Annotated in this window: 13 protein-coding genes and 1 pseudogene; 5 read left to right on the top strand and 9 right to left on the bottom strand. The window is 63.9% G+C overall.

Going from position 1 to position 14,586, the window contains the following annotated elements:
• Positions 1–5: 5 nt before the first annotated feature.
• The 4 genes from LSQ66_RS17570 to LSQ66_RS17585 all read right to left on the bottom strand — a co-directional run bounded on the left by LSQ66_RS17570 (position 6) and on the right by LSQ66_RS17585 (position 6,983).
• Positions 6–2,633, bottom strand: a complete 2,628-nt coding sequence (locus LSQ66_RS17570; protein ID WP_231766482.1) for a pectinesterase family protein — start codon at positions 2,631–2,633, stop codon at positions 6–8.
• Positions 2,630–3,412, bottom strand: a complete 783-nt coding sequence (locus LSQ66_RS17575) for a rhamnogalacturonan acetylesterase (RefSeq protein WP_231766483.1) — start codon at positions 3,410–3,412, stop codon at positions 2,630–2,632. The genes LSQ66_RS17570 and LSQ66_RS17575 overlap by 4 nt, the downstream gene beginning before the upstream one ends.
• Positions 3,413–3,461: 49 nt before the next feature.
• A complete protein-coding gene (locus LSQ66_RS17580) occupies positions 3,462–6,161 on the bottom strand; it encodes a TonB-dependent receptor (RefSeq protein ID WP_231766484.1) in 2,700 nt (899 codons plus the stop codon).
• Between the two features lie 129 nt (positions 6,162–6,290).
• Complete coding sequence (locus tag LSQ66_RS17585) at positions 6,291–6,983, bottom strand: FadR/GntR family transcriptional regulator (protein WP_231766485.1); 693 nt, start codon at positions 6,981–6,983, stop codon at positions 6,291–6,293.
• Between the two features lie 144 nt (positions 6,984–7,127).
• On the opposite strand from LSQ66_RS17585, the gene garD reads away from it, so the two are divergent.
• On the top strand, positions 7,128–8,687 hold the full coding sequence (gene garD, locus LSQ66_RS17590) for a galactarate dehydratase (protein ID WP_231766486.1): 1,560 nt from the start codon (positions 7,128–7,130) through the stop codon (positions 8,685–8,687).
• Positions 8,688–8,704: 17 nt separating this feature from the next.
• A complete protein-coding gene (locus LSQ66_RS17595) occupies positions 8,705–9,511 on the top strand; it encodes an NAD-dependent epimerase/dehydratase family protein (RefSeq protein ID WP_231766487.1) in 807 nt (268 codons plus the stop codon).
• On the opposite strand, the gene LSQ66_RS17600 is transcribed toward LSQ66_RS17595, so the two are convergent.
• Positions 9,512–10,330 (bottom strand): ChaN family lipoprotein, encoded by an 819-nt coding sequence (locus LSQ66_RS17600; RefSeq protein WP_231766488.1) that lies wholly within the window; start codon positions 10,328–10,330, stop codon positions 9,512–9,514.
• Positions 10,331–10,399: 69 nt separating this feature from the next.
• Here LSQ66_RS17600 and LSQ66_RS17605 point away from each other — a divergent pair, with 69 nt between their 5' ends.
• Positions 10,400–10,912 carry a hypothetical protein gene (locus LSQ66_RS17605; RefSeq protein WP_231766489.1) on the top strand — a complete coding sequence of 171 codons (513 nt, stop codon included), beginning with the start codon at positions 10,400–10,402 and terminating at the stop codon, positions 10,910–10,912.
• 364 nt (positions 10,913–11,276) lie between these two features.
• Here LSQ66_RS17605 and LSQ66_RS17610 read toward each other — a convergent pair whose 3' ends face one another.
• The 3 genes and pseudogenes from LSQ66_RS17610 to LSQ66_RS17620 form a co-directional block, all read right to left on the bottom strand.
• A complete protein-coding gene (locus LSQ66_RS17610; protein ID WP_231766490.1) occupies positions 11,277–11,753 on the bottom strand; it encodes a penicillin-insensitive murein endopeptidase in 477 nt (158 codons plus the stop codon).
• An 11-nt stretch (positions 11,754–11,764) separates the two neighbouring features.
• A pseudogene (locus tag LSQ66_RS17615) lies at positions 11,765–12,256 on the bottom strand (Hcp family type VI secretion system effector).
• Positions 12,257–12,417: 161 nt separating this feature from the next.
• Positions 12,418–13,332, bottom strand: coding sequence for a LysR family transcriptional regulator (locus LSQ66_RS17620; protein ID WP_231766491.1), 915 nt, complete (start codon positions 13,330–13,332; stop codon positions 12,418–12,420).
• Between the two features lie 104 nt (positions 13,333–13,436).
• Between LSQ66_RS17620 and LSQ66_RS17625 the strand changes: the two genes are divergently transcribed.
• Positions 13,437–14,177 carry an SDR family NAD(P)-dependent oxidoreductase gene (locus tag LSQ66_RS17625; RefSeq protein ID WP_231766492.1) on the top strand — a complete coding sequence of 247 codons (741 nt, stop codon included), beginning with the start codon at positions 13,437–13,439 and terminating at the stop codon, positions 14,175–14,177.
• A gap of 11 nt (positions 14,178–14,188) precedes the next feature.
• Positions 14,189–14,398, top strand: a complete 210-nt coding sequence (locus LSQ66_RS17630) for a 2-hydroxymuconate tautomerase family protein (RefSeq protein WP_231766493.1) — start codon at positions 14,189–14,191, stop codon at positions 14,396–14,398.
• A 3-nt stretch (positions 14,399–14,401) separates the two neighbouring features.
• Here the strand turns inward: LSQ66_RS17630 and LSQ66_RS17635 are convergent, their stop codons facing one another.
• Positions 14,402–14,572 (bottom strand): hypothetical protein, encoded by a 171-nt coding sequence (locus LSQ66_RS17635; RefSeq protein WP_231766494.1) that lies wholly within the window; start codon positions 14,570–14,572, stop codon positions 14,402–14,404.
• Positions 14,573–14,586 lie beyond the last annotated feature (14 nt).

The following is a 14,586-nucleotide window of genomic DNA, read 5'->3' on the forward strand; positions in this document are numbered from 1 at the left end:
ATCCTTTATTCCGCTGAATTGTTGAACTCTGCCAGATAAATGTCGGCCGGTTCAGGCTTCCGGCTGTAGCCGAGATCCTTCACCGGGTCGATACCGGCTTTCTGCAGGTTGTTCCAGAAATCGTCCGAAGTGAACTGCGCCGGACGGTAAGGGAGCGTGCCGTTGCGGTTCCAGTCGGACCATGGGTGGGTGCGGTGGATGTGGGAACCGATGCTCGAATTGAGGATGGCCACCTTGCCGACAGTTTCCAGTACGGTCGGCGTAATGGTGCCTTTCGGCGCCTTGTACACGCTCTCCGTGCCCAGCGTGCAGCTGTAGCCCTCTACCGGAACCGTGCCGTAAGGCGTGCAGCGGCTGTTGTGAAACCACTGGCGCGCCAGATAGAACTTTCCTTCGCGCGCGTTCGGGGAATTGTCGTGTGTGAAGCGGCAGGTATCGAACACCAGCCCGTACTTCGTTTTCCAGTTGGTGTTGGGCGCGGCCACATAGGACGTGCTGCGGTCGCCCAGGGATTTGATCTCGCTCTGGTAGAAGAAGGCGGTGGTGTCGCCGAAGATGAAGTCCACATCGCCTTCGATATAGGACTTGTTGAAGAAGCTGCGCGACGTCACACGAGCTTCGGACGACTTCAGATAGAGCGTGTCCTGGAAACCTATCAGGCGGACATTCTCGAACTGCGCCTTGTCCGCGCCTTCCACCAGCAGGGCCACCGCCTGATGGTGCACCTTGTTCATCTGCGCATCGACAGCCTGGTTGCCACAGGACCGTTCGCCGCATTCCTCGCGCGCATTGCCGGTAGCCTTGTTGTACGAGTTCTCGAAGGTGATATTGCGCGCCTGGAAGCCGTTGTTGCGTACCCAGACCGTCATCGAGCCGCTGGTGGAAATGTTCGGGCGGTCCTTGATCAGGGCATGCATCTCCTGAATCGAAGGATGAGCCTTTGCAAACTGTGCACTGAAGTCCTCGGCATAGCTGGCGCCCTTCACTGCCGCATCCAGCCCGGCGCTGATGCGCGTAGCAGCAGCGTCCTTGCCTTCGCCATACAGCGTGATCGGCGCGCTCGCGGCCGGAATGTAGACCAGTTCACGGTAGGCGCCGGGCTTCACCAGTATGTAGATGCGCTCCATGCGTCCAGCCATATCGGCCACCGCGCGGCTCACTGCCGCCTGCACGCTGCGGAAGCGCCTCAGCCCATCCTCCGGCGCGGAGGCGTCGACCGTGTAGTCCGGCTTGAACACCGCGCCCTTGGCGAGGGGATCGGCCAGCGGATCCCATGGGTCCACCCGTTCTTCGCCCGCGCGGCCCACATACTTCAGCACTTCGCGATAGTCGTAGCGTTTCGCATCGGCGAGGCTGAGCTGCGGACGCACGCTTGGCGGAGCCGTTTCCGGGAACGGTGCGAACCGCCCTTCGCAGGCGGGAGCGCCATCACCCATCCAGCTGCCGTCGATGGCCGCATGCTCGATCTGCATGGCGCTGGACGGCAACGACACATTGCGCAGCACTGCGCGGACAGGATGCGCCGCATCGTAGCCGCCCACGATAATCCGGCCGGGCGTCAGGCTGCGCACGCCGTCCAGCACTATATTGGTGTACGAGGGGATCAGGGAGCCCTTGGCCTTGTCGTTGTAGCGCGTGGCGAAGTCGATGGGCGCCTTGATGTTGCGCAGGCAGACATTGCGGTACACCACGCCATCCACGGCGCCGCCACGCGACACATCGCTCTTGATGCGCAGGCCGGATGTCGCGCCGTCCATGCTCAGGTTCTCGACCAGCACCCGGCGCACGCCGCCGTTGGTCTCGCTGCCGATGGACATGCCATGGCCGTTGTAGAAATGGTTGTTCAGCACCGAGATGTTCTCGGTGGGGCCGTTGTTGCCCGCCTTGATGGCGATATTGTCGTCGCCCGTGCGCAGGAAGCTGTGCGCGATGGTCACGTTGCGCGAGGAGATGGGGTCGATGCCGTCCGTATTGCGTGCGGTAGCGGGTGTATCGAGGCGCACGCCCCAGGCGGTGAAGCCGTCTACCTTGTTGAGGGTGACGTGGAAGTTTGGGGAGTTGCGCAGCGTGACTTTATGCAGGGTGATGCCCTGCGAGTCCGTCACCTCGATCAGGCGCGGCACGTTCTGGCGTGCGTCCTCCTTCTGTGCACGGCGCGCCAGCTGCCACCAGGATTCGGCCAGACCTTTCACAACACGGCCGCCCTGCCCTTCGATCACGCCTTCTCCGTAGATGCCGCTGCCCTTTGCCTTGGCTATCGTGATGAAGGGTCTGCAGCCCTTGCCGTTCTGGTCGATGGTGCCGCAGGTGTTGGCGCCACGGTCGTAGCCTTTCGGATCGTTCACAGCGATCAGGGTGACGCCGGAATCGATCAGCAGGCTCACGCCGCTGCGCAAGGTGAGCGCGCCCGCCGTGAAGCTTGCGTTTCCTTCCGAGGCGCTCAGGCGCACGGCCTGCCCTGCCGGGCACCGGCCGATGGCCGACTGGATGCGCTGGGTGTCGTCAGCCGCCGCTTGCGCGGCAAGCGTCACGCAGGCCTGCGGTGGAACCGGTTCGGTGACGCGGCGGCTGTCCTGGGCATGCAGCGGCGCGGAGGCCAGCAGCAGCGCCACGGCGGCGGGTCGGAGCATCATGGCGCCTCCGGACGGAATTCGCTGGCGATGCCGGGCACTGCAGTCTTCAGCTCCTTCTCCACCATGCGCGCAAAGAGGGAAGCTCCCTTGGGCCCGACATGGGTGTAGTCGAAGGCGCTCCTGGGTGCGCCCTGGGGTTCGGCGGCGGCGCCGCTCGCGGGCGCCGCAGGCGCTGCGGGCCTGGGTTCCACGGCGAGGGTATCCGCCTCGTCCGGTCCCATGGCCTGCACTGCCGCGTAGCTGTCGGCGTTCAGGTCGAGCAGCGGCACGTTCTTTGCGGCTGCCGTCTTGCGGATCACCTCCGCCCAGGGGGCGAGATTGTTTTCCAGTACGCCGTTCCTGAAGCTGCGGCGTGTCAGCGGCGTCACGAGCACGGGATTGCCGCCCAGGGCGCGCACTTCGTCGACATAGCGCGCCATGTTGACGGGGAATTCGGTCGCCAGGTCGGTGGAGCGTCCGGGCTTGCCCGGCTGGTCGTTGTGGCCGAACTGGATCAGCACATAGGTGCTGCGGTAGGCCGCGCTGCCGCGCAGCAGGCCCTGCACCTCGTCCCAGCGGCCTTCGGCGCGGAAGCTGCCGGAGCTGCGGCCGCCCTTGGCGAGATTCAGGCAGGTGTCGGCGCGGATCACGCGCGCGCAGAAGGCGTCGCCGTAGCCGCTGGCGTTGGCCATGGTGGAGTCGCCCACCAGGATGAAGCGTACCGGCCGCGCGTCGGGAGCGGCGGCCAGCGCGGCGGCGGCCGAGATCATGGACAGCGCCGCGGCAAACATTCGTTTCATATGCTTTCCCGTAAACGAAAAGCGGGCGCCGGAGCGCCCGCAGGTTTCATCAGAAGGTGTAGGTCGCACGCAGATTGTACGAGCGTCCGATCGGGCTGGCCGCGCTGCTCAGGTAGCCGAAGGAATAGCCGCTGTGGTTCGTCACCGGCGGGTTCGTGTCGAACACGTTGGTGATGCCTGCCACGATCTGGATATTCTTGAAGCCCTTGTAGCCCACGGTCAGGTTCCACGGCTTGTAGGAATTGATGTCGCGCCAGTACTGCTGCGCCACCAGATTCTGGTCTTCGTACTTCGAGTTGTAGTTCTGCGTTGCCTGCGCGGTCCAGTCACCCTTGCTCCAGTTCAGGCGCAGGGTGTGCTTCCAGCGGTAGGTGATGATCGGGAAGCTGGAGGTGGTGCCGTTGCTGGCATTGCCGAAGCGGCCGATGTTCGAAACCCATTCCTCGCCCGGGAAGAGCTGGTTGTCGAACCGGGTCAGGTAGGTGCCGTCCAGCTGGACGCGGAAGTCGCCGTAGCTGGTGCGCGGGAAGCTGTAGCTGGCCGACACGTCGATACCGGCTGCCTTCTGGCCGCCCAGGTTCATGGTGGTGTTGTTGAAGTAGGCCAGGGTGCCGTCCGGATTGCGCACGAAGAGCGAAGCGTACTTCGCCGGATTCAGGAAGTACACCTGTTCGGGCAAGTTCGCCAGCATGTCCTTCATGCGGATGTTCCAGTAATCGAAGGACAGGGTCAGCGACTTGGTCGGCTCGATCACGGTGCCCAGAGTGAAGCCGCGCGATTCCTCAGGCTTCAGGTTCGGGTTGGAACCCACCTGCTTCGGCAGCTGCACGTTGCAGACCTCGGACTGCACATAGCCCGGCAGCGGCTTGCCCGTGCCAGCCACGCCTGGCGTGCCGCCAGGGCACAGGACCGGATCGTCCCAGCGGCCCGAGCTCTTGCCCGTGGCGCCGGGCAGGCGGTAGCCGTAGGCGTCGAACAGGGTCGGTGCGCGGAAGCCGGTGTTGGCCGAACCGCGGAACATGATGGCCTTGCTCGGCTCCCAGCGGAAGCTGGCCTTCGGATTGAAGGTGTTGCCGAAGTCGCTGAAGTAGTCGTCGCGGCCCGCCACGTTGATGGTCAGGGTCTTGGTCAGCGGAATATCCAGTTCGGCGTAAATGGCGGCCACGTTGCGCGCGCCTTCGCCGTGCGAGGAAGTGCTGTTCAGGTAAGTCACCTGGTTCTGGATCGGCAGCTTGTCGTCGCGCGTGGTGTCGCGGTGCAGGTCGGCGCCGATGGCCAGGGCCATGGAGCCGCCCTGCAGCTCCATCAGCGAGCGGCTGGCGGTGAAGTCGATGCCCTTGTAGGTGCTGCGGGAATCGCGGTTCTTCTGGCCATCCACCGAAATGGTCTTCAGGTAGTCGCGGCCCGCCTGGTCCTGCAGGCCGAATGGGTTCAGCGCGCCGGATTTCAGCCCGTCCAGCAGCCCCTGGCCGGTGACGAAGCCGGTGTCATAGTAGTTTTCGCGGTCGCTCAGGCCGATCACCAGGCCGGTGCGGTAGTCCCAGGCGCCCCACTTGCCTTCGTCGACGAAGGCAAGGCGCTGGTTGATCTGCTTGTCCTTCTGGATGGCGACGCCCAGGTCGGCCACGGACCAGGTCACGGTCAGCGGTTCGCCCTTCAGGCCGGCGACGGCAGGCACGCCGCCGCTGCCGCCCGGATACCACTTGGAGCTGGAGGGCAGGATGGCGTTCACGCCGTTCACGGCGACCGCATTGGTGGGGTTGCGCGCGGCCAGGATATGCTCCTGGCCGCGGGTGTACTCGACCTGGAAGGTGTGGTCTTCGCTGATCTGCTTCGTGGCGCGGGCGTAGAAGCTCACCTGCTGGTTCTCGTGCAGGGCGGTGCCGTACTCGTTGCTGTTCAGGATACAGGTGTTCTTCGCGCCGATCTTCGAGTATGGCGGCGAGCACTTGCCCGCGTAGGGGTTCTGCGCAGTCTTGTTGGTGGAGGTGGTGAAGTTGGCCGGCATGGCGTTGCCGCCGCTGCCCAGGGTGGGCGCACGGCCGATGCTGGTGAGCAGTTCATCCGAGCTCAGTTCCGCGCGGTCCTTCGAGGCCAGGCGGCTGCGGTCGTGGAAGTCGATGGTGGCGTAGGCGGCCCAGCCGTCCTTCGCCAGACTGCCCTTGCCGAAGGTCAGGGTGGCGCGGCGCTCGTCGCCGCCGCCCGATTTCTCGGGAGTCACCACCTGGCCCGTGATCTGGGCGCCTTCGAACTCGCGCTTGGTGATGAAGTTCACCACGCCGCCGATGGCGTCCGAACCGTAGATGGAGGAGGCGCCATCGCGCAGGATCTCCACGCGCTGCAGGGCGCTGAAGGGAATCGTGTCCAGGTTGGCGTAGCCGTCGGCGATGGCCTCGTTGGCGAGGCGGCGGCCGTTCAGCAGAACCAGGGTGCGGTTCACGCCCAGGCCGCGCAGGTTGATGTTGGTGCCGGAACCGGCATTGGACGGCGCCAGCGATGCCGACTGCGGCAGCGCCATCATCACGTCCGCCAGCGTGGTCATGCCGCGCTGGGTGAATTCTTCCGCCTTGATGGTGGTGACAGGCAGGGCCTCTTCGCTGGCCATGCGCTTGATGCTGGAGCCGGTCACCTCCACGCGCGCCATCGACGCCTCGTTCTGTGCCGCCGCCTGATTGGCCACTGCCATTACCGCCATCGCGATCGAGGTCAGTACAAAACGTTTGGCCCCTGGGTTTTCGCGCTTGTTCATGCTTCAGTCTCCTTAGTTGTTCAGATGGTGCTGCGGGTGGAACACCTCGCGTGTTCCGTGCCGCTGAAACGAGGGCCAGGGGCCGAGGTTGCAGGCGGTCGATAATCTGTTGCGCTCTCCGGCGCCTGTTTATCCGCGCGAGAAAGTCCTCGTCACGCGTTCGAGGTGGGCGCGCATCGCCTTGCGGGCAGCCGCCGGGTCGTGCGCCGCAATCGCTTCCAGGATGCGGCGGTGGTCCTTCAGGGTTTCCTGGCGCAGTTCCTCTGTCTGGAAATGCTCCTTCAGCTTGTGCCACAGGCGGCCGCGCTGGCTCCACAGGTAGTCGAGGGTGCCCACCAGGGCGCTGTTGCCGGTGGCGCGGGCAATCGCCAGATGGAAGTTGCGGTCGGCCTGTTCGTTGCTGGACTTGTTGGCGTGGTGCGCCTCCATTTCCACTACGGCCTTCAGGATGCCGTCGATGGCGGCATCGGTTGCGGAGCGGGCCGCGATGGCCGCGATTTCCGCCTCGATCAGGCGGCGCGCGGAAAGCACCTCGAAAGGTCCCGGCCCCGCCGCTTCGGCCAGCGCATCCGCCGCATCGGGCAGTTCGCTGACATAGACGCCGGAGCCGCCCCGCACCTCGATCACACCGCCCAGTTCCAGCGCAATGAGAGCCTCGCGCAGGGAAGCGCGGCTCACATTCAGCTTGGCCGCCAGCTCGCGTTCGGCGGGCAGGCGCGAGCCGGGCGCAATGCCTTCCTCGCGGATCAGCTGCTGGATGCGGTCGGCCACGACACGGTAAAGCCGTGGTTCGTGCGCCAGCGCTTCGTGCTTCTTGATCATTGAACTGTGTCTCCGGTAGGCCAGTATTGTTTTGCTATCTGGTCAGGCCATTCTAAAGCGGTCAGACCAAATTAGCAATGTGGACTAGCCAAATTTTTTTACATCTGTCATACTCGGACCACGAACCCAGCGAAGGAAGCAACGATGACAGCCAACACCCCGCGCCGCATCCTGATGCACGCGAACGACAATGTCGCCATCGTGGTAAACGATGGCGGCCTGCCCGCGGGCTCCGTATTCGAGGACGGTTTGACGCTGGTGGAAGGCGTGCCCCAGGGGCACAAGGTCGCGCTGCAGGACATCGCCAAGGGACAGCCCATCGTGCGCTACAACGTCACCATCGGCCGCGCCGCGCGCGATATCGCCCGCGGCAGCTGGGTTTCCGAGGCGCTGGTGGAAATGCCGCCCGCGCGCGAACTGTCGAACCTCCCCATCGCAACGGTGGCGCCGCCGCCTGCGGAGCCGCTGGAAGGCTATACCTTCATGGGCTACCGCAATGAGGACGGCTCGGTGGGCACCCGCAATATCCTGGCCATCACCACCACCGTGCAGTGCGTATCCGGCGTGGTGGAATTCGCCGTGAAGCGCATCAAGGCCGAGCTGCTGCCGAAGTATCCCAATGTGGACGACGTGGTGGGCCTGGAGCACACCTACGGCTGCGGCGTGGCGATCGATGCGCCCAACGCCATGGTGCCGATCCGCACCCTGCACAACATCAGTAAGAACCCGAATTTCGGCGGCCAGGCCATGGTCGTCAGCCTGGGCTGCGAGAAGCTGCAGCCCACCCGCCTGTTCCCGGCGGGCTCCATTCCCATTCGCCGCGCAGACGGCAGCACCACGGCCGAACCGCCGGTGGTCTGCCTGCAGGACGCGGGCCATGTGGGCTTCATGTCGATGATCGAGTCGATCATGGGCACGGCCGAAGAACAGCTGAAGGTGCTGAATGCCCGCCAGCGCGTGCCCTGCCCCGCCTCCGACCTGGTGGTGGGCGTGCAGTGCGGCGGCAGCGACGCCTTCTCCGGCGTCACCGCCAACCCCGCAGTGGGCTTCGCCACCGACCTGCTGGTGCGCGCGGGCGCCACCGTGATGTTCTCGGAAGTGACCGAGGTGCGCGACGGCATCGACCAGCTCACCTCCCGCGCCGTGAATGCCGACGTGGCCGCGGCCATGATCCGCGAGATGGAGTGGTACGACAGCTACCTGAAGCGCGGCGGCGTGGACCGCAGCGCCAATACCACGCCGGGCAACAAGAAAGGCGGCCTCTCGAATATCGTCGAGAAGGCGATGGGCTCCATCGTGAAATCGGGCAGCGCCCCCATCTCCGGCGTGCTGTCGCCTGGCGAGAAGCTGGCGCAGAAAGGCCTGATCTACGCGGCCACGCCCGCGAGCGACTTCATTTGCGGTACATTGCAGCTGGCAGCAGGCATGAACCTGCACGTGTTCACCACCGGCCGCGGCACCCCATACGGCCTGGCCGAAGTCCCGGTGATCAAGGTCGCCACGCGCAATGATCTTGCGCGCCGCTGGCATGACCTGATGGATGTGAACGCGGGCCGCATCGCCAGCGGCGAGGCGAGTATCGAAGACGTGGGCTGGGAGCTCTTCAAGCTGATGCTGGACGTCGCAAGCGGCAAGAAGACGTGGGCCGAACACTGGAAACTGCATAATGCACTGGTGCTGTTCAACCCTGCGCCAGTGACCTGAAACCAAAGAGAGTCAACATGAGCAAACCATTCAAACGCCTGCTGCTGACCGGCGCGGCCGGCGGCCTGGGCAAGATCCTGCGCGAACGCATCAAGCCGTGGGCGGATGTTGTGCGCCTGAGCGATATCGGCGACATGGGCGCCGCCCAGGAAGGCGAAGAAATCGTGCAGTGCGACCTCGCGGACAAGGCGGCCGTGCTGCAGCTGCTGGAAGGCGTGGACGCGGTGCTGCACTTCGGCGGCATCTCGACCGAGAACACCTTCGAGGCGATCATGCACGCCAATATCCAGGGCACCTACAACGTCTACGAGGCAGCCCACCGCCACGGCGTGAAGCGCATTGTGTTCGCCAGCTCGAACCATGCCGTGGGCTTCTACAAGCAGAGCGAATATATCGACGCGGACGCTCCGACGCGGCCGGACAGCATGTACGGCATCAGCAAGGTGTTCGGTGAGCAGCTCTCGCGCTACTACTGGGACCGCGCAGGCATCGAGACCGTATGCATCCGCATCGGCTCCTCCTTCCCGGAACCGGCCAACCTGCGCATGATGGCGAGCTGGCTGAGCTACGACGACCTGGTGGAGGCGCTGCGCGTGTCGCTCTTCACGCCGCGCGTGGGCCACACCATCCTGTTCGGCACCTCGGACAACGCGGTGAAATGGTGGGACAACCGCAAGGCCTCCCATCTCGGCTTCCGCCCGAAGGACAGCTCCTCGCAGTTCAGCCACCTGTTCCCGGACAGCGGCGCCTATCCGCCTGAGGACGACCCTGTATCGCTGTATGTGGGCGGCAAGTTCGTCTTCGACGGGCCGATGTACAAGTAACTACTTCCTGAATTTGCCGCAGGGGTCCTCGCGTTTCGCGGCGGGGATCTCGCGCACCTCGTCGTACTTCCCCTTCCCCTTCGGCTCCAGGTAGCCGATGCTGCGCACCGTCAGCGCGGGCTGCACGGCGTTCAGCCAGTAAGGCACGCCCAGGTCCTTGCGCACATGGCCGTTCCCGGCGATGAGGACAACGTCGCGCGGCTGCTGGTCGCGGATCAGCTTCGCCATCCACACGTCGCGCGCCATCTGGGCATCCACCATCCCCGGCAGCATCATGTCGGGCAGCATATTGCAGTGGCCTTCGCGGATTTCGTTCTCCTGCGCCTTGCGGAAGTCCGCCGATACGGGCTCGTTCAGGCGGTAGGCGGCGCGCGTTTTTTCGTCGAAGCCCGAGGCCAGGCCGTCGCGTACGGTCTTCGATGCTTCGGCACGCGACAGGTTGACGGCAATGAGGGGCAGCTGGTGGTCCAGCGCCAGCTGAATGATGCCGTAGTACTGCTGCCAGTCCCAGCCCGGCTTCTTCATCAGGCGGATGACACAGGCGGCATCCACGCAGCCCTTCTGGGCGTCGTTCAGCAGGTCCTGCTGGTCGCGGTCGAACTGCTCCATGGCGATGGCGGGACGCCAGCCCGCTTCGACGCGCTTGCGCAGCTCCTCATAGCGCAGCTTGTGGCCCTGGGGATTGTCGTGGACCTCGCCGAGCAGCAGCACCTGCGGGTTTGCGCTTGCAGGGCGGGCGTCCGCGTTCTTTTTCTTCATGCCGCCGCAGCCCGCGAGCACGGCGCCTGCCAGGAACAGCGCAAAAGTGGATGGCTTCATGTGCCTCGGAAGATGACTGTCGAGGCGACAGTCTAACGCAAACCCGGCAATCGGCTTTATAGTAGGGCCATGAGAGTGATCGCCATCCTGTCCACGATGCTGTCCGCCGCTGCGGCAGCTGCCGATCCTGCCGGCGAGGCGTTAGCAGCGGCCTATCCCGGCGCCAGAGTACTCGCCCGCTGCGAAGCCGCCTTCGGCACTGCGGGCGTACAGGAGCTGGCTGCCGTGGTGAAGGACGCCGCGGGAGCCGTGCGGCGCGTCGCTGTCCTGCGCACGCCCGGCGGCTGGGAACCGCATGACCTCGACCGGGAGATCCTGCGCGACGCGCGCCTCAGCCGCCAGGGTTCCGACTGGAACAGGTCTGGCGGGACGGATGCCTTCAAATGCAACCCGGCCCTGCCCGGAGACAAGGACCTGAGCGACAAGGGGCGCATGCTGGACCGGCCGCCCTTCTTCCAGCGCGGCAGCCGCGCGGTGGTCTGCTTCGGCACCAGCGACACCTACAACAACTGGGACTGCCTGGCCTTCCGCCCGGAGCAGAACAGCTTCCGGCTCTGGTACCAGCAGGTCTTTGCCGACTAACAGCTCGCGCCGGGAATGCTATCGCCCGTCCGCAGGTCGAACCCAAGATAGCATCTGTATCCTTCGTCAGGATGGTAGCTGCACCACAGGTTCTTCTTACGGCGGAGCCGCTCACCCTTCTCGTCGCTACATCTTACTGATGCATCGGGATAAATCGAATCGAAGATTTCCTTCGCCGCCTGGCCCGCTATTTCCACTGCCAGCTTCCGATCTGACTTTGTCGGCGCCCGCTCATTGCCAATCTCCCCCGCATATATCGAATATTCGGCTTTCAATGATTTTGTTGGCACCGGCTGCGCAGACCGCTCCTGGGCATGAGCGCAAGTGAGAGCGAGGGTGATACAGGTCATCAGAATGTAGTTTCTCATTTCGTCACCGCTCGCAGACCCACATGGAAGTGGTCATCGTGTCCGGGCCAGGGCCGCACACCATGTATCGCAATGTCATTGAAGAGGATAAGCCTCACGGAAGGGTAGGCGAGGAAGATCGAGATGAGTTTAGCAGTTGAATCCTGATCATATTGATGGTCGAAGCGGCTTACCGCAAGATGCTGGCCATCCTTTCGCAAGGCGCGGATATCGATCTGCAAACCATTCTTGTGGCTGTCGTGTTTCTTGTACTTCCCGCCGTTCTCAAGGCTGATATTCCCAACGCCGAATTTCCTCGCTTCCGTGGCTTGCCATTCCCGTTCGACGAAGTTGACCATGGACAGGAGCGCAGAATGGGCAAACTGCCCTGCTCCTCCAGCAGGCGTACCATAAACGTAATACCCTGCTTCTTCCGGCGCCTGCGGAAGCATGAAGTAGCCTCGCGCGTCTTTCGGTTGGACTTCGAGCACCATATTCGGCCTCCTCACGCGATCCTGTTGCTGGCCAGATCCCATCCGCCTGCCGTGTTGCCGCCCGCTCCGCCTGCTATTTTCTGCTGGGTTTATTTCCATTTGACTCTTGAGAACTTCAGGGCCACGGATTCATGAAGGACGTCCCCTTCGTGTACCGTCTGATTGACGCTGCCGATCAGTACATTCTCAAGCTCGACCTCGTAGTACTTCACGCGCTCGCCCTGTCCGTCTGCACGAAGGAACTCCAGCCTGGCGCGGGGAATCGTTTTTCCGGCCGCGCAGGTCTGCATGAGGATCGGCGACGATAGATCGGCAAGCTTGGTGATTGCTATGCTTCTGTGCTCGCAGCGTTCCGCTGTGTGGCCGCCAGCCGTCGAAGCGGTAGCACTTCGCGGCTGGTTCACTCCGAGCTGGGCGGAGGTGACTTCGATCCATCCCTGGTGAGCAGAGTCGGTGGATTCCCCCTTAATGCCATCAATCTGCAGATAGACGTCGATTGCCATCGATGCACTCCAAAGTCGTTGGCGAGTGCTAATTCTTTCCTGAATGCACACGGATGGAGTTGCGTAACATTAAAGTGGCCAGGCATCGGGAAGGGGCCACTGCTATATCTTTGTCAGGGATCAGAGAAAGGTGCTGCGCGTTAGCCTGGCGTACAAAAGAGCTATTCAGGCTTGCGCCTACCGGTCAGGAAGTCGACAAAGGTTCGTACGCGCAGCGAGAGATGGCGCGCATGCGGATACAGGAGGAAGAAGGGCCGCGATGTGCCGCCCAGCGCAGGCAGCAGTTCCACGAGCGTACCGCGCGCCAGGTCTTCCTCCACGATGAAGCGGTAGGTCTGCACCATGCCGGCGCCGCTGCGCGCGAGGGTGGCCAGGCCAAGATAGTCCTCCGAAACCGTATAGCTGCCCGAGGTGTAGACCTCGATGACGGCGCCCTTGTCCATCAGCAGCCAGGGAATCTTGCGGCCCGTGCTGGGCAGCTCGAACTGGAGGCAGTCATGCTTCTCCAGATCGGCCAGCGTTTTCGGCTTCCCCGCGCGCTTCAGATAGGACGGCGAAGCCACCATCACCAGTTCCGCCTCCTCCAGCTTGCGCGCCACCAGGCTCGAATCGGAAGGGTCGCGGCCGCGTATCGCCAGGTCATAGCCTTCACCAGCAAAGTCGATATTGCGGTTGCTGACGTGGACTTCCACCTGCACGTCCGGATAGAGCTTGCGGAACTGCGGCAGAAGCGGCAGCAGCCGGGAATGCGCATAAGGCGTGGGAGCGCTGATGCGCAGCAGGCCTGAGGGCGCCGTCTGCCCTCCCGTGACTTCGCGCTCGGCTTCGACCAGCTGTGCGAGCGCTTCCCGGCATTGGGCGAAGTAGGCCGCGCCGCTGTCGGTGAGGCGTATCTGCCGCGTGGTGCGCACGAAGAGCCGCACGCCCAGCCTTTCCTCCAGCCGCGACACGGAACGGCTCACGGCCGCAGGCGTCACGCCCGCCACCGCGGCGGCCGCGGTGAAGCTGGCCAGCTCCGCCGCCAGCACGAAGAGCTCGATGCTTCCCAATTGCAGATCGTCGAAATGCCGCTTCATTCGTTACACCATGTATCAAGTGAATTGCGAAAAACCGGATTTATCGACTTCCGGCGCATCAGTATAGTCCATCCATCGCAAGCAACCTTAGGAAGGATCTGAAAATGAGCACGAACAAAACCGTCATCGTCACCGGCGCATCCAGCGGCCTCGGTTTCACTATCGCGAAAAGCTATCTGGCACGCGGCTACAATGTGGTGGGCAATGCGCGCACCATGGACCGCCTGCTGGCGGCGGCGGACAAGCTGGGAAATCCGGCCAACTTCCTGCCCGTGGCGGGCGACATCGCGCTGCCCGCCACGGCAAAGGCCCTCTTCGAACAGGCCATCGCCCGCTTCGGCAAGGTGGACATCCTGGTGAACAACGCGGGCATCTTCATCGCCAAGCCGACCGTCGATTACAGCGAGGACGAACTGGAAGCCATCGTGGCCACCAACCTCAAAGGCTTCTTCTATCCCTCGCAGCAGGCAGCAGCGCACATGGCGGCCAACAAGTCCGGCCATATCGTGACCATTACCGCGAGCCTGGGTTCGCAGCCGACCGTGAGGGTCCCCACCCTGCTGCCTTCGCTGATCAAGGGCGGCCTGAACCAGGCAACGCGCGCGCTGGCGGTGGAACTGGCGGCATCGAACGTGAAGGTGAACGCGGTGGCGCCCGGCATCATCGACACGCCTTTGCACAGCACGGACGAAGGCACGCAGAACTTCCTGCGCGGCCTGAGCCCCATGGGCGTCATGGGCAAGGCGCAGGATGTGGCGGACGCCGTGCTTTACCTGACCGAGTCGGAATTCACGACGGGCGCGATCCTGCCGGTGGACGGCGGCGCGGCTGCGGGCAGCCTGTAAGGAGAAACGCCATGCCCTACGTGAATATCAAGGTGACGAACGAAGGCGTCACGCCACGGCAGAAGCTGGAACTGATCGAAGGCGCCACCGACCTTCTGAGCCGCGTGCTCGGGAAGGACCCGGCCACGACTTTCGTCATCATCGACGAGGTGGAGACGGACAACTGGGGGCTGAACCGGGAGAACATCACCACGCGCCGCCAGCGCGAGGCGGCAGGCTAGCGTTTAAAGGCCGCAGACGCTGTGAATGTTGGTGATGGAGACTCCGCTGGCAACGGCGCGGCCGACGCAGGTAAGCTTGTGCCAGCCGTCCTCCGAGAGGAGGATGGCGCCTGCGGCCAGCACCACCACAACGGCGATGACGATGGCCGCGCCCTTGAGCAGATCCTTGTTCATGGTCCGGAACGCGA

This window comes from Massilia endophytica (assembly GCF_021165955.1).
Lineage (GTDB): Bacteria > Pseudomonadota > Gammaproteobacteria > Burkholderiales > Burkholderiaceae_D > Rugamonas > Rugamonas endophytica.